Genomic DNA, 23,596 nt, shown 5'->3' with positions numbered 1-23,596 from the left:
TGATAATTTTCAAATTGAAAAAAACATTGATGAAACTAATATTTACTTATATTTATATAAATATCTCTTAGTTTGATAAAATATACAGTCTTAATAGAGTATACCATATAAGCTGGATAAAATCTAGGATAATATTTCTTTACAAATAGATAAAATTGAGGGTAAAATATAAGGTATAATTAAGCTTTTGAAAGGAGGATAGTTTCAGAGGGGATATGTTAGAATATAGAGGAAAAATTCCATTTTTATTAAATGAATATGATCAAAATATAGTTTACCTATGTTCATCAAATAGAAATATAGAGGACTATTACTACGTGTTGAAAGATATATATAGGGGAAATGTAATAAAATTAGAGAGCAGTTTGTATTCAGAGGAGTTGGAAAAGGATAATTATGATCTTTTAGAGATATTGAACTTAAAAGAGAGATATATAATTTTAATCTCTTTAGAAGCTTATTTGAGAGATTATTTTATAGAAGGGAAAAAATATAGATTTAAAGTTGGAGAGAGTCTGGATATAAAGAGGTTATTGAGTGAGTTGGAGAGTAACCACTATGAAAAAAGCTATCTAGTAGAGGGAAGAAATCAATATAGTATGAGAGGAGATATAATAGATATATTTCCTAAAGATAGTGATAATCCGTTGAGAATAGAGCTTGGTTTTGATGATGAGATAGAGAGAGTGACATATTTTGATATTGAGAGTCAGAAGAGCATAGAGAAAAAAGATGATCTTTATATGTATATAAACAGTAATAAAGAGAAGAAAACAGATTTTTTAGATCTGATTAAATCACAAGAGAATACTAAATTTTTTGTAGAGAATACAGAATTATTGAGATATAAATTGAGTGAGATAATTGAAGAAAAAAATTTGGAAGAGAGTCCTATTCTAGAAAAATATGAAAATCTACTTAAACTGTCTGAACATATAGAGATAAAGAAATTTACCAATGAAGAGTTAAGAGAGTTTGAAAATCAAGAGTATGTTAAAAATCTAGGAAAATCTGAAAATTTAAAAATAAAAATAGTATCTGAAGAGGAAAAGAGATATAGGGAGATATTTTTAGGAGAGAACTTTAGTTTTGAGAAATACCCATTGTTTGAGGGGTATCAAGAGGGAGATACAATAGTTCTTACAGATAGAGAGTTAAAGGGAATTAGAGTAAAAAGAGATAGAAAAGATAAGGGAATGTTGAGATATAAGACTCCTCTTGAGATCGAAGAGGGAGATTATATCATACATGAACTCTATGGAGTTGGTCTCTATTTAGGGATTGAAGTGATAGACGGAAATGATTATCTGAAAATAAAGTATGCTGATGAGGATAAACTCTTTGTTCCAGTTGAAAGTATTGGAAGGATAGGAAAGTATGTTTCAGTTTCTGGAGAGATTCCAGAGATATTCAAGTTGGGAAGAAAAGGTTTTAGAAAGAAATATAAAAAAATATCAGAGGAACTAATAGTTTTTGCAAGAGAGATCGTAGAGATACAAGCTCAAAGAGATTTGAAAGCAGGCTACTCTTTTGCACCAGATACAATTTGGCAAGAGGAGTTTGAAGAGAGTTTTCCATATAGAGAGACAGAGTCTCAAATGAAGGCTATAGAAGATGTAAAAAGGGATATGGAATCAACTAGGATAATGGATAGAATAGTGTGTGGAGATGTTGGGTTTGGAAAGACAGAGGTAGCAATAAGAGCAGCTTTTAAGTGTGCTATGGAGGGAAAACAAGTGGGGTTAATGGTACCAACAACTGTATTAGCTCAACAGCACTATGAGAGATTTAGTGAAAGAATGAAAAACTACCCTGTAACTATTGAATTATTAAGTAGATTATCAACATCTAAAGAGCAGACACAAACATTAAAAAACATTAAGAGTGGAGCAGTTGACATAATCATAGGAACGCATAGACTTTTATCAAAAGATGTAAAATTTAGAGATTTGGGCTTAATAATAATAGATGAGGAGCAAAAATTTGGAGTTAAAGCTAAAGAGAAGCTAAAAAAAGTAAGATATAGTGTGGATATGCTCACTTTAACAGCTACTCCAATCCCAAGAACATTAAACCTATCTCTGTTGGGAATAAGAGATCTTTCAGTAATAGATACTCCTCCAGTGGGAAGAAAACCTATAGTAACTAATTTTATAGAGGGTTCAATTCCCAATATAAAAGATATTATAATGAAGGAGATAGCAAGAGAGGGGCAGGTATTCTATATCTATAACTTTGTAAAAGGAATAGAGAAGAAGGCTGAAGAGCTGAGCAAGATGCTACCAGATTATTTAAAAATAGGTTATGTCCATGGACAGATGTTACCTAAAGAGATAAAAGATAAGATCAAAGATTTTGAAAATGGAGAGCTAGACATATTACTAGCAACTACAATAATAGAAAATGGAATTGATATTGAGAATGCTAATACAATGATAATTGATAGAATGGATAAATTGGGATTATCTCAAATATATCAGTTGAGAGGAAGAATTGGAAGAGGAAATAGACAGGGTTATTGTTATATTTTAACTAAGGAATATGTAGGAAAGAAAGCTAAAGAGAGAGAGGAATCCATAAAAAATCTAGAGGAGATAGGTGGAGGAGGACTACAGCTCTCAATGGAAGATATGAAGATAAGAGGGGCAGGAGAGATATTAGGAGAGAAGCAACATGGAGCTTTGGAAACTTTTGGCTACACTCTATATATGAAGATGTTACAAGATGAGATTGCTAAGATAAAGGGAGAGTTTGAAGAGGGGCTTGATGATATTGAGATTAAAGTTAATTATCCAGCCTTTATTCCAAATGAGTATATAGATAAGAACGAGAAAGTTAGAGTTTATAGAAGAATTTCAGAGAGTAGGAATATAAGTGAATTAAAAATTTTAGCTGAGGAGCTAGAGGATAGATTTGGAAAGATGCCAGTTGAAGCACAGGGATTGTTTAAGTATCTAGCTTTAAAATTAAGAGCTAGAAAATTAGGAATAAAATATGCTAGAGAGATAAAGGGAAAAAATCAATGTGAGATAAGATTCTATAACGAAAGAGTTAAATTTGAAGTTTTGTTAAATTTGATACAAAAGAGAGTTGTAGAGTATAAAAAAACTACAGAAACATTGGATTATAATGGAAGTATTGAAGAGTTTATAAATATTTATGAAGGAGCAGAAGATGAAAATGAAAGAGTTTGAAAGACTTGTTCAAATAATTAAGGTATTGAGAGGGGAAAATGGTTGCCCTTGGGATAGAGAACAAACTTTAGAAAGTTTAAAACCATGTTTAAGAGAGGAAGTAGCAGAACTTTTAGAGGCTATGGAAGGAGATGTGGAGGAGCATAAAGGTGAATTGGGAGATGTCTTAATGAATCTAGTATTCCAAGCTGATATCTGTGAAGATGAGGGTAAATTCAATATTGAAGATGTGGCTTATGAGATAAATGAAAAATTAATAAGAAGACACCCCCATGTATTTAAGAAGAGAGATGAGGGGATAACAACTGATGAAGTTTTGGTAAATTGGGATGAGATAAAGAAAACTGAGAAGTTACATGAGAATAGAAAATCAGCTCTTGACGGTGTGCCTAAGTATTTACCAGCACTATCTAAGGCACAAAAAATTCAGAAAAAAGCTAGTAAAGTTGGATTTGATTGGGAAAATATAGATCAAGTTATCGAGAAATTGTATGAGGAGATAGATGAGTTAAAAGTCGAAATCTCAAAAAAAGATAGAAAGAATATTGAGGAAGAGTTGGGAGATGTACTATTTTCAGTAGTAAATATTGCTAGATTTTTAGATGTTGATGCCACAGAGGCTCTAGAAAAAACAATTAAGAAATTTGATAGAAGATTTAGATATGTAGAGGAGAAGTGTGATGTCAAGAAAGCTAAGCTAGATGAGCTAGAAAATTTTTGGAATGAAGCAAAAAAAGAGATTGACTTATAAAAAAAATGTAGTATATATAGTATAAAGAGGAGTGAGTATGAGATTAGATAAATTTTTAAAGGTTAGTAGAATAATAAAGAGAAGACCTATAGCTAAGATAGTTGTAGATGGTGGAAAAGCAAAATTGAATGGAAAGGTTGCTAAGGCTAGTACTGAGGTAAAAGTCGGACAGATATTGGAACTGGAGTATTTTAACAAATATTTTAAATTTGAGATATTGGAAGTTCCTACTGGAAATGTAGCCAAGGAGAGAACATCAGAGCTTATTAATGTATTAGAAAGTAGAGGAATTACTGTGGATATAGATGGTGAGGAGGATATTTTTTAATGGTTTTTTCTTTAGAATCGAATGCTAAGATAAATGTAGGACTTAATGTAACTGGGGTTTTACCAAATGGATATCATCTTTTAGATATGGTTATGTTACCAATCTCTTTATCAGATAGATTGAGTGGAGAGATATTTGATGAGGTAGGAGAGTTAACAATTACTACAAACAAAGAGGATATTCCAACAGATGAGAGAAATATTCTTTGGAAGGTTTATGATAGATTTTATAGAGAGAGTGGTTTAGATAGAAGAAAGATAAGTGTGCATTTAGAGAAGTGTATTCCCCACGAAGCTGGATTGGGAGGAGGAAGTTCCAACGGAGCTTTTTTCTTAAAAGAGTTGAATCGTTATCACAATAATTTCTTTCCAGTACCGAAACTATTGGAGATAGGAAAGAGTATAGGTGCTGATATCCCTTTCTTTATAATAAATAGAGCTAGTAGAGTGAGAGGAATAGGAGAGGATATTCAGGAGATTGAGAATAATCTCACTGACGATATAATTATTATTAAACCAGATTTTGGAGTTTCAACAGCTAAGGCTTATAAAAATATGTATATGCTCAATAATAAAAAAGATGCAAACATAGATAATATAATAGCAGGACTTAGAAATAATGATATCTCACTGGTAGAAAAAAGTATTGAAAATCATTTAGAGCAGGGGTTATTGCTTGAAGATGAAAATATAATAGAGTTTAGAAAAAAAGTTATGGGAATTCCTAATATGAAGTTTTTTATGTCAGGAAGTGGAAGTGCATATTATGTGTTTACCAAAAATGGAAAACAGATGGTAGAATTTATAAAGGGGCAATTACAACACTGTGAAGTACATCTTTGCAGAAGTTTATAAAGATTACATAAAAAAGGGAAGGTGCATGAAACTATGAAGATTACAGACGTAAGATTAAGAGCAGTAAAGGGAGAAAATGAGTTAAAGTTAAAAGCTTATGCAGATGTAACTTTTGACGAGTGTTTTGTCATTCACGGGTTAAAAATTATTGATGGACAAAAGGGAATGTTTGTAGCTATGCCGTCTAGAAAGATGCCAGATGGGGAGTATAAAGATATAGTCCACCCAATAACACCTGAGCTAAGAAAAGAGATAACTGACACTGTAATAGCTAAGTTTAATGAGGCAAAACCTGAAGAGATAACAGAGGAATAATAAAATATAGTATATAAAAAAGTTACTGTGATGTGTGTTAACACCATAGTAACTTTTTTTAATCTTAAACTTTTATTTGTCTATAATGGTTAATAATCTATTTTTTAGAGCTTTGGATTTGGTAGGATTACCTTTGGCAGATATTCCAATCTGGTACTCCTCAGTTTCTAAAATACTAGCAAAACGACAATTCATACTATCTTTTGAAGTAATGCTGTTTACTAAGATATTTTTAGAGTTACAGAGTTCATAGATATACCTATTAAATTCTGGATTATCAGTTGCAGCTACAACTATGAATACATCATCAAGGAGAGTTTCATCAAACTCTCCTATTTTTATATTTATATTTTCAAGTGAGAGAAATCTCTCCTCTTTAATCTCTCTAGTAATAACTGAAACTCTAGCACCATATTCAATTAATGACTCTACTTTTCTAATAGCTATTTTTCCAGCTCCAACCACTAGAGCTTTCTTTCCAGTAATATTGACAAAAAGGGGGAAAAATCTATTTTCCATTGTTTTCACCAATAGCTTTAAAAGCCATATCCATTACCTCAAGAGTCCTATCTAAGATATCTTGAGTATGTGCAAGTGAAACAAAGTGAGCTTCAAATTGAGAAGGGGGGCAGATAATTCCATTTTCTAGCATAGTATTAAAGTATGTAGCAAAATTTTCTGTATTAGAAGATAGTGCATCTTCTAGATTGTTAACCTCTTTTCTATCAGTAAAGAAAATTGTGAAAAGAGAACCAATAGAATTAATAACGATATTTACTCCATATTTTTTAGCAGAAGCTTTAGCTCCTTCAACTATATAATTAACTTTTTTCTCTAACTCTTTATATAGAGATTCTCTATTTTCACTTAAATAAGTAAGCATCTCATAACCAGCTCTTACAGCTACTGGGTTACCAGATAGAGTACCAGCGTGATAAACTCTTCCCACTGGAGCAACTAGTTGCATAATTTCAGCTTTTCCACCAAATGCTCCCACAGGATATCCACCACCAATTATCTTACCAAGAGTAGTCATATCTGGAGTGATTCCAAAATACTCTTGAGCTCCACCTAAAGAAAGTCTGAATCCAGAGATAACCTCATCAAATATAAGAAGTGTTCCTGTTTGAGTACAAAGTTCTCTAACAGCTTTTAAAAACTCAATATTAGGATAGATAACCCCCATATTAGCAGGAACAGGCTCCATAATTAAGCAAGCTACATTTTTTTCATTTAAAACTTTTGTCAATGTTTCAAGATCTCCAAAAGGAACAGTGACAGTATCTTTTAACACACCCTCTGTGATTCCGTTACTATCTTGATAACCTTCAGTAAGTAATCCAGAACCAGATTTAACAAGTAGTGCGTCAGAGTGTCCATGGTAGCAACCTTCAAATTTTGCAATCTTATTTCTATTAGTGTAAGCTCTAGCAAGTCTGATAGCAGACATAGTAGCCTCTGTACCAGAAGTAGTAAGTCTTACCATCTCAATAGAGGGACAGCATTTAGTAATAAGTTCAGCTAATTCCACCTCTCTTTTTGTAGGTAGACCAAAAGAGCTTCCAAGTTCAATAGCCTCTCTTACTCCTTTGATTATTTGAGGGTGATTGTGTCCAAGGATTAATGGACCCCATGAACATATAAAATCAATATATTCATTTCCATCTTCGTCCCAAACTTTAGCACCTTCACCTTTACAAGCAAAGATAGGAGCCTCTCTGTTGACAGATTTAAAAGCTCTTACAGGGCTATTAACTCCACCAGGAATATATTTTTGTGCTTTTTTAAATATCTCTTTTGAAATTTCGTGATTCATTTTGTCCTCCCTAAAGTGTGATCTCTCCATTTTTAACCCATTGAGCGATCTCTTTTGCGTGGTAAGTGATGATTAAATTAACCCCAGCTCTCTTAAGAGCATACATATTTTCCATCACTATACCTTTTTCATTTATCCAACCATTCTTGGCAGCAGCTTTGACCATAGAGTACTCTCCACTTACATTATAAGCTACCAATGGAAGAGATAGATCTTTTAATGCATGTATTACATCAAGGTATGCAAGAGCAGGTTTTACCATTATGAAGTCAGCTCCCTCTTCAATATCTGATTCTACCTCTCTAAAATACTCTTTTGAACTTCTAAAATCCATTTGATAAGTTTTTCTATCTCCAAAACTTGGAGCAGAATCAGCAGCATCTCTAAAAGGTCCATAGTAATTTGAAGCATATTTTACACTGTAAGCCATAATAGGTAGATAAGTGAATCCGTTCTCATCAAGTATAGTTCTCATAGCTTCAACTCTTCCGTCCATCATATCTGAAGGGGCTACAATATCAGCTCCAGCTTTTGCATGAGAAAGGGCGATCTGTGCTAAATATTTTAGAGTCTCATCATTGTTGACATCACAACCATTGAGGATACCACAATGTCCATGAGAAGTGTATTCACACATACAAACATCAGTTATAATTAGAAAATTAGGAAAATTTTTCTTAATGTGTCTAATACCTTGTTGAACTATTCCATCTTCAGCATAGGCTTGTGAACCAACTGGATCCTTCTCTTTAGGTATTCCAAAAAGTAAAAGTGCTTTAATTCCTAAATCTTTTAATTCTTGTAACTCCTCATCAATTCTATCCAAAGAGAATCTGTATTGTCCAGGCATTGAATCGATCTCAGCCTTTATGTTCTCTCCCTCTTCAAGAAAAAGTGGGTATATTAGCTCATCTAAATGAAGATTTACATTTCTAACCATATCTCTTAAAGTTTTTGATCCTCTAAGTCTTCTTGTTCTTGTAAACATATCCTATCCTCCTAGCTATTTTATAGCTTCAATAATACCATTAACATCATAAACTTTTGCTTCAAAATCCACGTTAAGTCCATATTTTCTCATAGTGTCACTTGTTACTGGACCAATAGAAGCAAATTTAATATCTTTAACAGCTTCAAGATCATTCTCAATACTTGCCATAAAAGCATCAACAGTAGAAGAGCTTAAAAAAGTAACGATCTCAACTTTTTTTAAGTTTGAAAGCACCTCTTTTTTATCTCTGATGATTCTTTTAGTTTTATAAGCAACAATCTTGTCAAAATTTCTATTATATATAGAATTAAATTTATCAACATCACAAGGTGAGATATCAGAAGTGATAATAAGTATTCTATCTCCAGGATTAGTATATTTAATAGACTCTTCAGCCAATCTATCAACTAGATACTCCTCTGGAATGAAGTCAGCTTTAATCTTATATCCCTCTAATAACTCTTTAGTCTTACTTCCCACAGCACCTATTTTTAAATGTGCAATATCTCTAATATCTTCAACTTTATTCATAAACTCTCTAACACCGTTAGGTGAATTAAAAAGTAGAGCAGAGTATCTCTTTAATTGCTCTCTATCCAATTTATCAAGAGTCGATTCAATCTCTATAAAAGGTAGTTCAATAGCTACTCCACCCATTTTTTCAATCTTGTTAGAGAACTCCCCAGCTTGTCTTCTATCTCTTGTAACTAAAACTTTTTTTCCGAAAAGTTGAGTTGTTTCAAACCATTTAAAAGTATCTCTAAGGTTAACTACTTCACCGATAATAGTGATAGCTGGTGGAACAATCTTCTTCTCTAGAGATAACTCTATGATATTTTCTAGTGTACCTACAGTAACTCTCTGATCAGCAGTAGCTCCCTTTTCAATGATAGCTACAGGAGTTTTAGAATCCTTTCCATTTTTTATAAGATCTCCAACAATGATAGGCAAATTTTTAATTCCCATTAAAAATACTAAAGTTCCATCTAATTTAGCAATAGCTTCAAAGTTATGCCAATCTCCATCAGCCATAGTATGTCCTGTAAAAACGTGGAAAGATCTAGCCATACCTCTGTGTGTTACAGGAATACCAGCATAGGCTGGAACAGATATAGATGAAGTTATACCTGGAATCTCTTCAAACTCAATTCCATTTTCAAAAAGAGCTTGAATCTCCTCTCCACCTCTACCAAATACAAATGGATCTCCACCTTTAACTCTAGCTACAACTTTACCCTCTAAAGCTTTTTTTACAATTGTTTCGTTGATCTCATCTTGAATAAGTCCACCTTCAGTGTTTCCCTTTCCAAGATATATCATCTCAGCATCTTTTCTAGCATAGTTAAGGATACGATTATTAATTAATCTATCATATACTACACAATCAGCTTCCTCAATAGCTCTTTTACCTTTTAATGTAAGTAGTTCTGCATCTCCAGGTCCAGCACCCATTATATAAACTTTACCTTTTTTATCCATTGATTTTCTCCTTTATACACTCAGCTACAGCTTGAGCTACACATATTCCTTTATTAAGTTTTTCTGTAATTTGAGCAGTATACCCCTTCTCATCTTTAAAATATATACCTGAGAAAGTTATCTCATCTCCATTTACTTCAGAGTAGCATCCCATAGGAGTGTGACAACCACCATCAAAGATCTTTGAAAACTCTCTTTCAATAACTACTACTCTTTCAATATCCTCTCTGTGTATAGATTTTAGTATAGATCTTATCTCTTCATCATTTTCTCTACACTGTATATGTAAAACTCCTTGGGCAGGAGCAGGGAAAAATCTATTTGGATCTAAATATTCAGTGATCTCATTTTCCAATCCAACTCTTTTTAAACCAGCAGCTGCTAGTAAAATTGCATCATAATCCTCATTTTTTAATTTATTTAATCTAGTGTGTATATTTCCTCTAAGTTGTTTAATTTGTAAGTCAGGTCTTAAATTTTTAAGGTTCATAGTTCTTCTTAATGAGCTAGTACCAACAATAGCTCCCTCTGGTAATTCCATTAAGCTCTTTCCACTTTTTGATACAAGTACATCTCTAGGATCCTCTCTATCTGGCACTGCTCCGCAGATCAATCCCTCTGGAGAAAGAATAGGCATATCCTTCATAGAGTGTACAGCAAGATCGATACTACCATTTAGAAGTTCAACCTCAATCTCTTTAGTAAAAAAGCTTTTAAGTGACTTGTCACTATTATTCCAGTTGCTTACAAGATCTTTATCCCCACTTGTAACTATCTTTTTTATCTCAAATTCAATTTCAGGAAAGTTATCTTCCAATCTTTTTTTTATCATTTCACTTTGAGCAAGTGCAAGAAGACTTCCTCTACTACCAATAACTATCTTTTTTTTCATTATACAGTTCTCTCCTCATAATATTGAAACCATTTTTTTAAATTTTCCATCTGTTTGTCAACCATAAAACTATAGCTCTCTATCAAAGAGTCTCTAGTTGCTAAATGTTCATTATATACTCCCCAAATATCATCTAAAGTGAAAAGTGAAACATTTTCAGCATCTCCAAGAGATTGTTCAATATCTCTAGGTACAGCTAAATCTAGGAATAGATATTTTTTATCCTTATTTAGTAAAGGTTGTAAATCATTAGTTCTTAGAACTAGGTGTGGTGCAGAAGTAACACTAATAATTACATCATTTTCAGGAACAGTTTGAAGTTTCTCTTCAAAAGAAACAATGTCAACATCAAAGATACTTTTAATTTCAAGGGCTTTGTGATAAGTCCTATTTGTAATTGTAATATTTTTGACTCCCTCTTTAACAAGTAGATATAGTATAGATTGTGCTAAATCTCCAACTCCTAAGATAAAAACTTTTTTATCACTTAGAAATCCAATAGAATCCTTAATAAATTTTAAAGATATTGCTTCTAATGAAAGTGCATTGTGACAAATCTTGCTCTCTGTTCTAAATTTTTTACCTAGATCAATAGCTTTATTGAAAACGGTATTTAGAATTTTAGAAGATGTTTTCTCCTCTAAAGCAGTGGCATGAGCTTTTTTTATCTGAGCTAAGATCTGATCTTCACCTTTAATAACTGAGAAAAAACCACAGGCAACTTTGAAAAGATACTCACTAGCTTCCTCTCCTCTTTTAATAAAAATTCCCTTTTTTACCTTAAATGCACTAAGTAAGTCCTCTGTTGAAAAATCGTTGGCAAGTTGTAAATAAAACTCTACTCTTAGACAAGTAGATAGATTAATATACCCTTTTATCTTTTTTTCTAAAAAAAGTTTATTAATAATCTCAGCAGGATTTTGCTGAATAAATACTTCTCTCTCTTCAGTTGTAAGCTCTTTATGAGAAATTCCAAAGGCTACAATCTCATCAATTTTTAGTGACATTTAAATATTCTCCTTAAAATACTTTCTTTAATTAAACAACATTTTTTATAAAAACAACCTTATATCATACTGTTATATTATATAATATTATTCACAAAAAATTAACAATAATTTGAAAAATATGATATAATTTAGAAAATTAGTAACGAATAATGATAAAAAATTTATATGATTAAGAATGATAGTGTGAGGATTAATTGATGAAAAAATATATAATAGAGCCTGAGTATGATGGTTATGAGATAGGAACATATCTCAAGGAGACAAAGGGATATTCAGGAAGAGGTTTGAGAAATTTAGAGATATATCTAAATGGAAAAAGAGTAAAAAACAACAGCAAAAAGGTAAGAAAATTAAATAGACTACACATAAGAGAGAAGGAGAAAGAGACGGGGATAAAACCTATGGATATACCTATTAAGGTAGCTTATGAGGATAAAAATTTACTTCTTATAAATAAAGATCCGTATATAATAGTACATCCAACTCAGAAAAAGGTTGATAAGACATTAGCTAATGGTGTGGTAAACTATTTTTTACAAACTACAGGTAAAATTATGGTACCAAGATTCTATAATAGACTTGATATGAATACATCTGGAATAATAATAGTAACTAAAAATGCTTATGCTCAATCATACCTTCAAGAGAAAGGTGTGGTAAATAAGTTTTACCAAGCTATTGTTTTGGGAATTGTAGAGAAAGATGAATTTTTAATAGATAGACCAATTGGAAAAATTGGAGATGAACTTAGAAGAGTTGAACTAAAGGAAGAGGAGGGAGGACAGAGTGCTCAAACTAAAATAAGAGTACTAAAGAGATTCCCTGATAAAAATCTGACATTAATAGAGGCAGAGTTGTTAACTGGAAGAACACATCAGATAAGAGCACACATGTCTTTAGAAGGTTATCCACTTTTGGGAGATGAACTCTATGGTGGAGCAGATAAGAGAGCAGATAGACAGATGTTACACTCTTATAAAACAGAATTTTCAGATGTGGAAACTGGAGAGCTAAAGAGTGTAGAAGTGGAACTCCCAGAAGATATGAAAAAACTACTAGAAAACTAAATTATTCATATTGGAAAAAAATAGTACAGTTACATAGAACACGAAATATAACTGATTAAAAAATAATCGTAAAAAGATGAAATTTAACTCTAATGAAATTATTAGAAAAGAGTTAATTGACAAAGAATTGAACTTGTTATATATTTTATGTAGATGATGAAAAACATAAAATATTTTACATAGTTAAAAAAATTTTTAGGAGGAATAGAAATGGCAGTTAAAGTAGCAATTAACGGATTCGGAAGAATAGGAAGATTAGCATTAAGATTAATGGTAGGAAACCCTGAGTTTGATGTAGTAGCAATCAACGACTTAACAGATGCTCACATGTTAGCTCACTTATTTAAATATGATTCAGCTCAAGGAAGATTCGATGGAACTATCGAAGTTAAAGAAGATGCTTTCGTAGTAAATGGAAAAGAGATCAAAACTTTTGCAAAAGCTAACCCTGAAGAGTTACCTTGGGGAGAATTAGGAGTAGACGTTGTTCTTGAGTGTACTGGATTCTTCACTAAGAAAGAAAAAGCAGAAGCTCATATCAAAGCAGGAGCTAAAAAAGTAGTTATATCTGCACCAGCAACTGGAGATCTTAAAACTGTAGTTTACAACGTAAACCACGACATATTAGATGGTACAGAAACAGTTATTTCTGGAGCTTCTTGTACAACTAACTGTTTAGCACCAATGGCTAAAGTTTTAGAGGATAACTTTGGAATCGTAGAAGGATTAATGACAACAATTCACGCATATACAAATGACCAAAATACATTAGATGGTCCACACAGAAAAGGAGATTTAAGAAGAGCAAGAGCTGCTGCTGCAAACATCGTTCCTAACACAACTGGAGCTGCAAAAGCTATCGGATTAGTAATCCCTTCATTAAAAGGAAAATTAGATGGAGCTGCTCAAAGAGTTCCTGTAATTACTGGATCAATAACTGAATTAGTAACAGTTTTAGCAAAACCAACTTCAGTAGAAGAGATCAATGCTGCAATGAAAGCTGCTGCAAATGAGTCATTCGGATATACAGAAGAAGAGTTAGTATCAAGCGATATCATCGGAATCAACTATGGATCATTATTTGATGCAACTCAAACAAGAGTAATGACAGTTGGAGACAAGCAATTAGTTAAAACTGTAGCTTGGTATGACAACGAAATGTCTTATACTTCTCAATTAATCAGAACTCTTAAAAAATTTGTTGAGTTATCTAAATAATTAACTAATCAGAGAATAACTAAATAGAAATAGAATAGCGGAACTTTAGAGTTCCGCTTTTTTAAAGAAAGATATTATCAATGGGAGGCAATTTAAATGGCTAAAAAAATAGTTACAGATTTAATTGTTAAAGGGCAAAAAGTATTGATGAGAGTAGACTTTAACGTACCTATGAAAGATGGAAAAATAACTGATGAAAATAGAATAGTTGCAGCTTTACCTACAATAAAATATGTATTAGAAAATGGAGGAAGAGTAATAGCTTTCTCTCACTTAGGAAAAGTTAAAACTGAAGAGGATTTAGCAAAAAAATCTTTAAGACCAGTAGCTGAGAGATTAGCTGAATTATTAGGTCAATCAGTTAAATTCGTTCCTGCTACAAGAGGTGCTGAATTAGAAGCAGCAGTAGCTGAATTAAAAGATGGAGAGATCATGATGTTCGAAAACACAAGATTCGAAGATCTAGATGGTAAAAAAGAATCTAAAAATGATCCAGAATTAGGAAAATACTGGGCATCATTAGGAGATCTATTTGTAAATGACGCATTTGGAACTGCTCACAGAGCACACGCTTCAAATGTTGGAATAGCTGCTAACATAGGAGAAGGAAAAACTGCAGCAGGATTCTTAATGGAAAAAGAGATCAAATTTATAGGTGGAGCAGTAGATAATCCTGAAAGACCTTTAGTTGCTATATTAGGAGGAGCTAAAGTATCTGATAAAATAGGAGTTATAGAAAATCTTCTAGTTAAAGCTGATAAGGTTTTAGTTGGAGGAGCTATGATGTTCACTTTCTTAAGAGCTCAAGGAAAAGCAACAGGAACTTCATTAGTTGAAGAGGATAAAATAGAATTAGCAAAAGAGTTATTAGCAAAAGCTAATGGAAAATTAGTTCTACCAATAGATACAGTAGTAGCTAAAGAGTTTAACAATGACGCAGCTCATACAACTGTATCAGTAGATGAGATTCCAGCTGATCAAATGGGATTAGACGTTGGACAAGGAACTGTAGAGTTATTTGCAAAAGAGATCTCTGGAGCAAAAACTGTTGTATGGAATGGACCAATGGGAGTATTCGAAATGCCTAACTTTGCAAAAGGAACTATTGGAGTTTGTGAAGCTATAGCTAACTTAAAAGGAGCAACTACGATAATAGGTGGAGGAGACTCAGCAGCTGCAGCAATAAGCTTAGGATATGCTGATAAATTTACTCACATCTCTACTGGTGGAGGAGCTTCATTAGAGTACTTAGAAGGAAAAGTATTACCTGGAGTAGAATCTATTTCTAATAAATAATAACTTATAATATAGAGGCTGCTACAGAGAGTTGTAGTAGCCTTTTTATTTTACTTTTATTTTTTTAAAATTTGATAATATTTTTTCAAAAAATATGTTATAATAGGTCTGTATTAAGATATTTAAATATAATGGAATGAAGGAGTTAGATTATGAGTAGATTAGTAGGAACTATATCAAGAGGGCTTCGTGCACCTATCATTAAGCAGGGAGATGATATTGCTAAATTTACAGTAGATGCAGTTTTAGCAGCTGCAGAAAGTGATAATATAGCTTTAAGAAATAAAGATGTAGTTGCTATCACTGAGTCAATAGTGGCAAGAGCTCAAGGAAACTATGCTACAATTGATGATATCGCAACAGATGTAAAAGCAAAATATGGAGATAACACAATAGGATTGATATTCCCAATATTGAGTAGAAATAGATTTTCTGTATGTTTAAAAGGAATAGCAAAGGGAGCTAAAAAGATTGTATTGATGTTTAGTTACCCATCTGACGAGGTAGGAAACCACTTTATAGATTATGACTTATTAGATGAAAAAGGAGTTAACCCTTGGACAGATGTATTAACTGAAGCTGAGTTTACAGAGAAATTTGGTAATCCAGTACACGTATTTACTGGAGTAAACTATATTCAGTACTATTCTGAATTAATAAGAGAACAAGGGGCAGAAGTTGAGGTAATTTTTGCTAACAACCCTACAGCAATCTTAAAATATACAGATTGTGTATTAAACTGTGATATCCATACTCGTATGAGAACTAAAAAATTACTAAGAAAATCAGGGGCAAAAATAGTATATGGAATGGATGAGATATTAACAGAATCTATAAATGGTTGTGGATACAATGAAGATTATGGATTGTTAGGATCAAATAAAGCTACTGAGGATAGTATCAAACTATTCCCTCGTGATTGTAGAGAGTTAGCTGTAAAGATTCAAAAAATGTTAAAAGAAAAAACTGGAAAAGATATGGAAGTTATGGTCTATGGAGATGGAGCGTTCAAAGATCCAGTAGGAAAGATATGGGAACTTGCTGATCCAGTTGTATCACCAGGATATACTGATGGTTTAGAGGGAACACCAAATGAGATAAAATTAAAATATTTAGCTGATAATGATTTAGCTGGTTTAAAAGGTGAAGAGTTACATAAAGCTGTAGCTGAAGCTATTAAAAATAAAGATTCAGATCTAAAAGGACAGATGATAACTCAAGGAACTACTCCAAGAAGATTGACAGATCTTATTGGATCACTATGTGACTTAACTTCAGGAAGTGGAGATAAAGGTACACCTATTATATTAATCCAAGGATATTTTGACAACTATATAGATGACTAATATTTTAAGATCTATAACATTAAAATATAGAGCTTGAAAAAAGAATAAAAATATGATAATATTTAAAAACCTTATATAAATTTGGAATATGGCCAAAAGTTTCTACATCAAACCTTAAATTTGATACTATAAGTTAAAGAAATTGTTATTATATTGATCTCAATAGTACTTTAACTATTGAGATTTTTTTTTGGAGGATTGAATGAAAAAGTATTTAAAAAATGTTATTTTAATTGGAAGTTTGTTCTTAGTTGGATGTACATCTTTAGTTGAAAGAAAAGAGGAAGCTAGTATCATTATAAAAAATGGTACTGTATTGACTATGAATGAGGGGAGAGATATCGTAGAAAACGGAGTTGTCGTTATAAAAGACAATAAGATAATCTCAGTTGGAAATGAGGATTTATTAGAGAGATACAGTGCTAAAAAGATTATTGATGCTGAAGATGGGATAGTTATGCCTGGAATGATAAATACTCACACTCACGTTGCAATGACAGTGTTTAGATCACTAGCTGATGATGTACCAGATAGATTGAATAGATATATCTTCCCTTTGGAAAACAAGATGGTTTCTCCTGAAATGGCTTATTTAGGAGCTAGACTTGGAACTATGGAGATGGCTCTTGGAGGAGTGACAACAATGGTGGATATGTATCTATTTGAAGAGAGTGCAGCAGAGGCAGTAAAAGAGATCGGGCTAAGAGGAATAATGACACAAAATATAATAAAATACCCTACTGCTGATGGAAAAAATAAAGGTGAAACTTTAAATAGAGCTATTGCCCTTATTGAAAAATATCAGAATGATGAATTGATAACTCCAGGGCTAGCACCTCATGCTCCACATACAGTAACAAAAGAGGAGTTATTGGAGATAAAAAGAGTTTCTGAAAAATACAATGCCCCTGTATCAATGCATGTTGCAGAGACAGATAAAGAGTTTGCTAAATTTAAAAAAGAGTTCAATATGACACCTGTAGAGTACTTAGATTCATTAGGGCTATTAAATGAGAGACTTATAGCTGCACACAACATCTTTGTAACAGATAGCGATATAGAGCTTTTAAAGAAAAGAGATGTAGGGCTAGCTCATAATATGGTAGCTAATATAAAGTCTGCTAAGGGGATCTCACCAGCTCTAAAGATGCATGATGAGGGATTGAGAGTTGGATTAGGAACTGATGGTCCTATGAGTGGAAATACATTGGATATAATTGGACAGTTGGGATATGTGGCAAAGGTTCATAAATTAAACTCTAAAGATAGATCAGCACTACCTCCAAAAAAAGCTGTAGAGATGGCAACAATTGGTGGAGCTAAAGCTATTCATAGAGAGCAGGAGTTAGGAAGTTTAGAAGCTGGGAAATTGGCAGATGTAGTAATAGTTGAGACAAAATCTGTAAATATGAATCCAATTTACGATCCTTATTCAGCTTTAGTATATTCAGCTAATGCAAGTAATGTAGATACAGTTATAGTAAATGGAAAATTAATTGTTGAAGATAGAGAGATAAAAACTATTGATTCTAAAAAAGTTATTAAAGAGATGACAGAGTTTAAGAAAAAAGTTGAAGAGGTAGCTAAAACTCTATAAAATATAGAGGTTTAGATTGAAAATAAAAGAGCAAGTATAACTTGCTCTTTTTAATCAGATTTATGATAATTGTTCTATTAAATTTTTCTTTTTTAAATGGTGGGCTATATATACAAATGGAGTATCACAAACTGCAACTAAGAATTTCATAAAGTATGTAGTTAGGAATATCTCGATTAAAACCTCTTTAGGATAAACACCATAGAAAGCGATAAGTGTGAAACAAGCATTATCAATAAGTTGGCTAACCATAGTACTCGCATTATTTCTTATCCAGATATGTTTAGGTTCACTATATTTTTTCTTCCAGAACTCGTAAGCCCAAATATCGTGAGTTTGTGAGATAAGGTAAGAGATAAGTGAGGCTACAACAATTCTTGGCATAAAGTCAAAAACTCTTTTAACACCATTGAAAGTTATTATTCCCTCTTCAATATTTGATGGGGTAAAAGATACTGCTATCTGCATAATAAGAGTCATTGCAATAAGTGAGAAAAAACCAAGGTATACAGCTCTTTGAGCATCTTTTTTACCATAGTTTTCAGCTAGAATATCTGTAACTAAGAATCCACCAGCATACAGTATATTTCCTAAAGTAGTTCCAAATCCAAATAGGTCAACTAATAAAACAACTTGAATATTAGCTAATATAGTTGATACAGGAATCCAAGCATACAATCCAAATTTTCCAAACTTTTTATAAGCAAAAAGTATTAGACCAAAGTTAACAACTAACATACAGAACCAAAGTAATTCATTTCTAAAATCCATTTTATCCTCCTAAAATATTATTAAAACTAGGAAAATAAAATAGCAATCAATAAAAAAGAGCAGAAAAACTCTGCTCTTTAAAAATAAATAACTTATTTTAAAATTTGGCCTAGTTTTTTATAGATGGTTTGTCTGTGTAGAACATCTCCTTGTAAATACAAGAATTTATTTAATTTTCAAAAAAAAGTATATATTAAAAAACTAAAATTGTCAATAGTTATATTTTTACTTAAAATTTTCACGAAAATGTCAATAAAAAATAGTATAAATATATCATAAATCTTTCCCCAAAATATTTTATATAGATTAGTAATTAAATAAAAATCCCTTTTTCAAAAAAGAAGAGGGATTTTTATTTTTTTGTGCTATACTAGAGGTAGCTAAAGAAAATAAAATATATAATATGGAGGGTAACATGCAGTATAAAAACGAAAATGGTTGGATTAAATCCAATGAAAAAAAAGAGATATTTTATTTTTGTGATGAGTATAAAAAGTTTTTAGATTTGGGAAAAACTGAGAGAGAATTTGTAAAAGAGGGAGTAAAATTTGTTGAGGCAAAGGGGTTTGTTCCAGCAGAGAGTAAAAAAAGTTTACAAGTTGGGGATAAGGTATACTATGTAAATAGAGGTAAAAACCTTGTATTAGCAGTAATTGGAAAAGATGACATTGAAAATGGAGTAAATTATGTTGTATCACACATAGATTCTCCAAGATTGGATTTAAAAGGAAATCCTCTATATGAGGAGTTTGAATTAGCTTATATGAAAACTCACTACTATGGTGGAATAAAGAAATATCAATGGGCATCTCTTCCACTAGCACTTCATGGGGTAGTAATCTTAGAAAATGGAGAGAGTGTAGAGATAACAATAGGTGAAAAAGATGAGGATCCTGTATTCACTATTCCAGATATATTACCTCACTTAGCAGCTAAAATTCAAGGTGAAAGAAAAAGTGGAGAGGTAATAAAAGGTGAAGAGCTTCAGATAATAGTAGGAAGTATACCTAGTACAATAGAGAATAAAGAGATTAAAGATAGCGTTAAATATGCAATATTAGAGATTTTAAATAGAGATTATGGTATGGTAGAAGAGGATTTTATCTCAGCTGAATTGGAATTAGTACCAGCGGGAAAAGCTAAAGATATTGGTTTTGATAGATCTATGGTAGGAGCTTATGGTCAGGACGATAGAATTTGTGGTTATACATCTATGAGAGCTATAGTTGATTTAGAAGAGATTCCAGAGAGAACTGCAATCTGTTTCTTGGCAGATAAAGAGGAGATAGGATCTTCAGGTAGTACAGGACTTAAATCAGATTATCTAGCATACATTACTGGTGATATTGTAGAAAAAGTTAAGGGAAATTTCACAGAGATGATGTTAAGAAGGGTACTATGGAACTCTCAATCTCTATCTTCAGATGTAAATGCAGGAGTAGATCCTATATTTAAAGGGGTACATGATATTCAAAATGCTGCAAAAATTGGATTTGGAGTAGTTGTAACAAAATATACAGGAGCTAGAGGAAAGAGTGGAACTAATGATGCTGATGCTGAATATGTAGGAAAGATTAGAAAGCTATTAAATGATGCTGATGTTTGTTGGCAGATAGGAGAGCTTGGAAAAGTAGATGAAGGTGGAGGAGGTACAGTAGCAATGTATCTAGCTCACTTAGGAATTAGAACTATAGATATAGGACCAGCTCTATTAGCTATGCACTCACCATTTGAAGTCTCTTCAAAATTAGATGTTTATGAAACATATAGAGCATATAAAGTTTTTTATACTAGAGGATAGATAAAAATGCAAGGAATATATACCGATATTGGTATATGCTCCTTGCATTTGTTTTAATTTATATTATTTATTAGAAAGAAATAATCCAAATTGAGCTAAAGTTGCTGATCCTAAATATGTTCCAACAAAAACAAATACCCCAGTAATTGCTACTTTCCAAGAAAGGCTCTTTAAAGTTCCTAACTTGTTAGCAACAGAGATTCCAGCATAAGTAAGTATTGGAGTAGTTATTGATAGAAAGTCAACAGAGTTAATAGCTTTGATTACCTCTGTACTAGCCATACAAAATATTAGAGATGTAATAGATACCCAACCTAGAATAGGGAACTCTCTTATAAATTTAATAGGTACACATTGTAACACTCTTTGAATTGTAATTCCTATAATTGCAAATAAACCAAGAAAAAATAGTCCAATAAATGTATAAGTAGTAATTTGAGGTCCATTTGCACCATATTTTAAAACCTTTATCCATTGAGTAAAAAGAATCAATGAAAGACTAAGAATTAAGATTAAAATATTTTTTATAAAATAATTTTCAAATAGATTTTTATTCATTATTTTTTTCCTCCAGTTAACTTGTTATACATAAATTTTTGTAAAGGTACAGCAACAAAAACCATTGTAAAAGTACCTATAAAACTTGTTAATAACTGACTAGCAGCTGCATAGGCTCTAATGACTTCAGCTTTTTCAGGGTGAATAGCAGCAAGAGAGGAACTAGCTGCAGTCATCATACTAGCAGATCCCATTCCAGATGCAATTGCAAGAGCCTCTACTCTAAATCCCATTTCTAAAAATATAGGTGCAATTATACTGAAGAATATCGCCCCAAAAAGGGTACCAAAGATATACATTGAAAGAACTCCACGTCCCTCATCAGAGTTAAGAGTGTATTTTTCAGAGATATATGCAAGTTCACCCTCTCTTCCCAATCCTAGAGTTGATCCGATAGCCTCTCTTCTTAATCCAATAAGTAGTGCAATAGGAAGTCCAATTATAACAGTACCAACATTTCCAAGTTCCTGAATTAAGAAGATCCAACCTATAGATAGTATCTCTTTCAATCTAGGAGCAACATCAGCTCCATATTTAGCCATTAGTGGTAACATAATAATAATAAGATATTTTCCAGCAAAATTGACATTTTCCTCAGTATAGATCTTACTGATTATCCCTTTTCTAAAAACATTAAGAGCTAAAAACATAGTTATTATTAAGGCAAAAAGTAGTGGAAGAAGTCCAATTTTAAACTTTCCAATAGCAATAACTCTAAAACCAATAATCTCAGCTACAAGTATAACAATAACTGAAAAGATTATTAAAAAAGGTAAATTTTTATTTTTCATCTAATCCTCCAAAATTTAATATTGTATTTTTATAATCTTCATAACTTCTTTTATATAAACTGTTTTTATCAATTTTTCCACTCATATCTTTCAAGACCTTTAAAAGAAATCTAGGGAAAATAGAGAAAATATACTCACTATCCTTATGAATGAAATCGCTACCATGAAAAGTTCCTATGAATCCGTTGTATCCAATCTGTATACAAGGAAGGATATAAGAGAGATCTCCAATATCTCCAGCAGCACTTACAGGAGAGTTATCTTTACAATACTCAATCTCTTCAAACTCTTCAAAACTTTTTCTAACAAAATTAGAAAGGTAACGAGATTGAATAAAAGGAAGATATCCCATATCAGTTTCGATCTCTACTTCACCACCTAAAGCCTCAGCAGAGCATTTAGCCATAGTATCCAATCTCTTTGAGAGTTCTAACATGTATTCAACTGAGTGTGCTCTTATATCAGTTCCAATTTTTATCTTGTCAGGAATGACATTTGTTCCCATATGTGATTCCATAATTACAGGATTTATCCTTACCATAAATTTTTCATCAATTTGCTGTCTATAAAGTCCTAATGCAGTATTGAAAAGAGTGGACATACTATAAGCATTTACTCCAGCTTGTGGAGCAAAGCCAGCATGTGCAGGTTTTCCTTTGAAAGTGTAATATTTATAAAGGAATCCAGCAAGATTACAATTTAACTCAATACTTCTTCTATCTAACTCCCCACCCATAGAGTGAACAGCAATAGCTAAATCATATTCATCAAAAATTCCGAGTTTAATAGCTTCTGGTTTTCCTCCTAAAAAAGAGATCACTCCCTCTCTTTGTAACTCTTTTCTATACTCTAAATCTAAATACTCTTCAGCTGGAGTAAAGATGAATCCCAATGAAAAATCTAATCTCTTATACTCTTCATCAGTGATCAATTTTTTTAGAAGAGATAACATAATGGCAACTTGAGAATAGTGACCACAGTTGTGAGCAGCTCCAGTTAGCTTATCAGCATGAAAATGTGAAGGAGTATACACTGCGTCCATTTCAGCAATCAAAGCTATATGTAAAGCTTTTTTTTCTCCTAAATTAAATTTAACCCCAGTTTCAGCAAATTTTATAATCTCTCCCTTTGGATAAACTTTTTTTATAAAATTTTGTATTAATTGAGAAGTTTTATTCTCCTTAAATCCAAGTTCAGGATTGAAATAAATCTCTTCTGCTAGAGTTAAAATCTCTTTAAAATCAGACATTAATAACCACCTTTCATAAATAAAAATCTTATAAAGTATTGTATCATTAGATGAGGATTTTATAAAGATATATTTTACAAAGAATAAAAAAATTAAAAAAAGGTATTGACGAAACTTTGTATATGTGGTACTATATATCTTGTCCGCGAGAAAGCGAGACAAAATAATGTTAAGGACATTAGCAACAGAATAGAGAAAGACAATAAATGCAAACACAACAATAAATTGGTGTAAATTATCAGTAAATTTTACTGAGTTAAATAGATTGAACG

21 protein-coding genes and 1 riboswitch are annotated in these 23,596 nt (G+C 32.0%); of the genes, 11 read left to right on the top strand and 10 right to left on the bottom strand.

Annotated features, from left to right (window positions below):
* The first annotated feature begins 215 nt into the window (after positions 1 to 215).
* From mfd to spoVG, 5 genes are read left to right on the top strand one after another with little or no spacing between them, the layout of a single operon-like run.
* Positions 216 to 3,194 carry a transcription-repair coupling factor gene (gene mfd / locus QZ286_RS01815; RefSeq protein ID WP_291255269.1) on the top strand — a complete coding sequence of 993 codons (2,979 nt, stop codon included), beginning with the start codon at positions 216 to 218 and terminating at the stop codon, positions 3,192 to 3,194.
* Positions 3,175 to 3,945, top strand: a complete 771-nt coding sequence (gene mazG / locus QZ286_RS01810) for a nucleoside triphosphate pyrophosphohydrolase (RefSeq protein ID WP_291255268.1) — start codon at positions 3,175 to 3,177, stop codon at positions 3,943 to 3,945. The genes mfd and mazG overlap by 20 nt, the downstream gene beginning before the upstream one ends.
* 37 nt (positions 3,946 to 3,982) lie before the next feature.
* Positions 3,983 to 4,273, top strand: a complete 291-nt coding sequence (locus tag QZ286_RS01805; RefSeq protein WP_005886217.1) for an RNA-binding S4 domain-containing protein — start codon at positions 3,983 to 3,985, stop codon at positions 4,271 to 4,273.
* Complete coding sequence (gene ispE / locus QZ286_RS01800; protein WP_291255267.1) at positions 4,273 to 5,127, top strand: 4-(cytidine 5'-diphospho)-2-C-methyl-D-erythritol kinase; 855 nt, start codon at positions 4,273 to 4,275, stop codon at positions 5,125 to 5,127. The genes QZ286_RS01805 and ispE overlap by 1 nt, the downstream gene beginning before the upstream one ends.
* Positions 5,128 to 5,160: 33 nt before the next feature.
* The gene (gene spoVG / locus QZ286_RS01795; RefSeq protein ID WP_291255266.1) at positions 5,161 to 5,442 is read left to right on the top strand and encodes a septation regulator SpoVG; all 282 of its coding nucleotides are present in this window, start codon (positions 5,161 to 5,163) and stop codon (positions 5,440 to 5,442) included.
* A gap of 72 nt (positions 5,443 to 5,514) precedes the next feature.
* Here the strand turns inward: spoVG and QZ286_RS01790 are convergent, their stop codons facing one another.
* The 6 genes from QZ286_RS01790 to hemA are packed head-to-tail and all read right to left on the bottom strand — an operon-like array spanning position 5,515 to position 11,627.
* Positions 5,515 to 5,961, bottom strand: coding sequence for a bifunctional precorrin-2 dehydrogenase/sirohydrochlorin ferrochelatase (locus QZ286_RS01790; protein ID WP_291255265.1), 447 nt, complete (start codon positions 5,959 to 5,961; stop codon positions 5,515 to 5,517).
* On the bottom strand, positions 5,951 to 7,258 hold the full coding sequence (gene hemL / locus QZ286_RS01785; RefSeq protein ID WP_291255264.1) for a glutamate-1-semialdehyde 2,1-aminomutase: 1,308 nt from the start codon (positions 7,256 to 7,258) through the stop codon (positions 5,951 to 5,953). The genes QZ286_RS01790 and hemL overlap by 11 nt, the downstream gene beginning before the upstream one ends.
* Positions 7,259 to 7,268: 10 nt before the next feature.
* Positions 7,269 to 8,246 carry a porphobilinogen synthase gene (hemB, locus tag QZ286_RS01780; protein ID WP_291255263.1) on the bottom strand — a complete coding sequence of 326 codons (978 nt, stop codon included), beginning with the start codon at positions 8,244 to 8,246 and terminating at the stop codon, positions 7,269 to 7,271.
* A 15-nt stretch (positions 8,247 to 8,261) separates the two neighbouring features.
* On the bottom strand, positions 8,262 to 9,728 hold the full coding sequence (cobA, locus tag QZ286_RS01775; protein WP_291255262.1) for a uroporphyrinogen-III C-methyltransferase: 1,467 nt from the start codon (positions 9,726 to 9,728) through the stop codon (positions 8,262 to 8,264).
* Positions 9,721 to 10,620, bottom strand: coding sequence for a hydroxymethylbilane synthase (hemC, locus tag QZ286_RS01770; protein WP_291255261.1), 900 nt, complete (start codon positions 10,618 to 10,620; stop codon positions 9,721 to 9,723). The genes cobA and hemC overlap by 8 nt, the downstream gene beginning before the upstream one ends.
* The gene (hemA, locus tag QZ286_RS01765) at positions 10,620 to 11,627 is read right to left on the bottom strand and encodes a glutamyl-tRNA reductase (protein WP_291255260.1); all 1,008 of its coding nucleotides are present in this window, start codon (positions 11,625 to 11,627) and stop codon (positions 10,620 to 10,622) included. The genes hemC and hemA overlap by 1 nt, the downstream gene beginning before the upstream one ends.
* A gap of 200 nt (positions 11,628 to 11,827) precedes the next feature.
* On the opposite strand from hemA, the gene QZ286_RS01760 reads away from it, so the two are divergent.
* The 5 genes from QZ286_RS01760 to QZ286_RS01740 all read left to right on the top strand — a co-directional run bounded on the left by QZ286_RS01760 (position 11,828) and on the right by QZ286_RS01740 (position 18,154).
* Positions 11,828 to 12,697, top strand: a complete 870-nt coding sequence (locus tag QZ286_RS01760; protein ID WP_291255259.1) for an RluA family pseudouridine synthase — start codon at positions 11,828 to 11,830, stop codon at positions 12,695 to 12,697.
* A 210-nt stretch (positions 12,698 to 12,907) separates the two neighbouring features.
* Positions 12,908 to 13,915, top strand: a complete 1,008-nt coding sequence (gene gap, locus QZ286_RS01755) for a type I glyceraldehyde-3-phosphate dehydrogenase (protein WP_291255258.1) — start codon at positions 12,908 to 12,910, stop codon at positions 13,913 to 13,915.
* A 96-nt stretch (positions 13,916 to 14,011) separates the two neighbouring features.
* Complete coding sequence (gene pgk, locus QZ286_RS01750; RefSeq protein WP_291255257.1) at positions 14,012 to 15,211, top strand: phosphoglycerate kinase; 1,200 nt, start codon at positions 14,012 to 14,014, stop codon at positions 15,209 to 15,211.
* Positions 15,212 to 15,363: 152 nt separating this feature from the next.
* Positions 15,364 to 16,557 carry a coenzyme F420-0:L-glutamate ligase gene (locus QZ286_RS01745; RefSeq protein ID WP_291255256.1) on the top strand — a complete coding sequence of 398 codons (1,194 nt, stop codon included), beginning with the start codon at positions 15,364 to 15,366 and terminating at the stop codon, positions 16,555 to 16,557.
* Positions 16,558 to 16,608: 51 nt separating this feature from the next.
* A riboswitch (purine riboswitch) is annotated at positions 16,609 to 16,706 on the top strand.
* A gap of 53 nt (positions 16,707 to 16,759) precedes the next feature.
* Positions 16,760 to 18,154, top strand: coding sequence for an amidohydrolase (locus QZ286_RS01740; RefSeq protein ID WP_291255255.1), 1,395 nt, complete (start codon positions 16,760 to 16,762; stop codon positions 18,152 to 18,154).
* A 60-nt stretch (positions 18,155 to 18,214) separates the two neighbouring features.
* On the opposite strand, the gene QZ286_RS01735 is transcribed toward QZ286_RS01740, so the two are convergent.
* Entirely contained in the window at positions 18,215 to 18,925 is a 711-nt protein-coding gene (locus QZ286_RS01735; RefSeq protein ID WP_291255254.1) for a queuosine precursor transporter, read from the bottom strand.
* A 415-nt stretch (positions 18,926 to 19,340) separates the two neighbouring features.
* On the opposite strand from QZ286_RS01735, the gene QZ286_RS01730 reads away from it, so the two are divergent.
* Positions 19,341 to 20,726: an aminopeptidase gene (locus tag QZ286_RS01730; RefSeq protein ID WP_291255253.1), complete on the top strand. Its 1,386-nt coding sequence runs from the start codon at positions 19,341 to 19,343 to the stop codon at positions 20,724 to 20,726.
* Between the two features lie 63 nt (positions 20,727 to 20,789).
* On the opposite strand, the gene QZ286_RS01725 is transcribed toward QZ286_RS01730, so the two are convergent.
* Genes QZ286_RS01725 through QZ286_RS01715 form a run of 3 tightly spaced genes read right to left on the bottom strand, consistent with a single transcriptional unit; the run spans position 20,790 to position 23,324 of the window.
* Positions 20,790 to 21,284 carry a hypothetical protein gene (locus QZ286_RS01725; protein WP_291255252.1) on the bottom strand — a complete coding sequence of 165 codons (495 nt, stop codon included), beginning with the start codon at positions 21,282 to 21,284 and terminating at the stop codon, positions 20,790 to 20,792.
* On the bottom strand, positions 21,284 to 22,075 hold the full coding sequence (locus QZ286_RS01720) for a DUF3100 domain-containing protein (protein WP_291255251.1): 792 nt from the start codon (positions 22,073 to 22,075) through the stop codon (positions 21,284 to 21,286). The genes QZ286_RS01725 and QZ286_RS01720 overlap by 1 nt, the downstream gene beginning before the upstream one ends.
* Positions 22,065 to 23,324, bottom strand: coding sequence for a M20/M25/M40 family metallo-hydrolase (locus QZ286_RS01715; RefSeq protein ID WP_291255250.1), 1,260 nt, complete (start codon positions 23,322 to 23,324; stop codon positions 22,065 to 22,067). The genes QZ286_RS01720 and QZ286_RS01715 overlap by 11 nt, the downstream gene beginning before the upstream one ends.
* Between the last annotated feature and the right edge of the window lie 272 nt (positions 23,325 to 23,596).

Origin of the sequence: Fusobacterium sp. (assembly GCF_019012925.1) — a bacterium.
GTDB lineage: Bacteria > Fusobacteriota > Fusobacteriia > Fusobacteriales > Fusobacteriaceae > Fusobacterium_A.
This window is presented reverse-complemented; position numbering and strand designations above follow the sequence as displayed.

Bases quoted from the DNA above. Each gene is read 5' to 3' on its own strand.
- mfd (WP_291255269.1), top strand. From the start codon at position 216: ATGTTAGAATATAGAGGAAAAATTCCATTTTTATTAAATGAATATGAT.
- mazG (WP_291255268.1), top strand. From the start codon at position 3,175: ATGAAAATGAAAGAGTTTGAAAGACTTGTTCAAATAATTAAGGTATTG.
- QZ286_RS01805 (WP_005886217.1), top strand. From the start codon at position 3,983: ATGAGATTAGATAAATTTTTAAAGGTTAGTAGAATAATAAAGAGAAGA.
- ispE (WP_291255267.1), top strand. From the start codon at position 4,273: ATGGTTTTTTCTTTAGAATCGAATGCTAAGATAAATGTAGGACTTAAT.
- spoVG (WP_291255266.1), top strand. From the start codon at position 5,161: ATGAAGATTACAGACGTAAGATTAAGAGCAGTAAAGGGAGAAAATGAG.
- QZ286_RS01790 (WP_291255265.1), bottom strand. From the start codon at position 5,961: ATGGAAAATAGATTTTTCCCCCTTTTTGTCAATATTACTGGAAAGAAA.
- hemL (WP_291255264.1), bottom strand. From the start codon at position 7,258: ATGAATCACGAAATTTCAAAAGAGATATTTAAAAAAGCACAAAAATAT.
- hemB (WP_291255263.1), bottom strand. From the start codon at position 8,246: ATGTTTACAAGAACAAGAAGACTTAGAGGATCAAAAACTTTAAGAGAT.
- cobA (WP_291255262.1), bottom strand. From the start codon at position 9,728: ATGGATAAAAAAGGTAAAGTTTATATAATGGGTGCTGGACCTGGAGAT.
- hemC (WP_291255261.1), bottom strand. From the start codon at position 10,620: ATGAAAAAAAAGATAGTTATTGGTAGTAGAGGAAGTCTTCTTGCACTT.
- hemA (WP_291255260.1), bottom strand. From the start codon at position 11,627: ATGTCACTAAAAATTGATGAGATTGTAGCCTTTGGAATTTCTCATAAA.
- QZ286_RS01760 (WP_291255259.1), top strand. From the start codon at position 11,828: ATGAAAAAATATATAATAGAGCCTGAGTATGATGGTTATGAGATAGGA.
- gap (WP_291255258.1), top strand. From the start codon at position 12,908: ATGGCAGTTAAAGTAGCAATTAACGGATTCGGAAGAATAGGAAGATTA.
- pgk (WP_291255257.1), top strand. From the start codon at position 14,012: ATGGCTAAAAAAATAGTTACAGATTTAATTGTTAAAGGGCAAAAAGTA.
- QZ286_RS01745 (WP_291255256.1), top strand. From the start codon at position 15,364: ATGAGTAGATTAGTAGGAACTATATCAAGAGGGCTTCGTGCACCTATC.
- QZ286_RS01740 (WP_291255255.1), top strand. From the start codon at position 16,760: ATGAAAAAGTATTTAAAAAATGTTATTTTAATTGGAAGTTTGTTCTTA.
- QZ286_RS01735 (WP_291255254.1), bottom strand. From the start codon at position 18,925: ATGGATTTTAGAAATGAATTACTTTGGTTCTGTATGTTAGTTGTTAAC.
- QZ286_RS01730 (WP_291255253.1), top strand. From the start codon at position 19,341: ATGCAGTATAAAAACGAAAATGGTTGGATTAAATCCAATGAAAAAAAA.
- QZ286_RS01725 (WP_291255252.1), bottom strand. From the start codon at position 21,284: ATGAATAAAAATCTATTTGAAAATTATTTTATAAAAAATATTTTAATC.
- QZ286_RS01720 (WP_291255251.1), bottom strand. From the start codon at position 22,075: ATGAAAAATAAAAATTTACCTTTTTTAATAATCTTTTCAGTTATTGTT.
- QZ286_RS01715 (WP_291255250.1), bottom strand. From the start codon at position 23,324: ATGTCTGATTTTAAAGAGATTTTAACTCTAGCAGAAGAGATTTATTTC.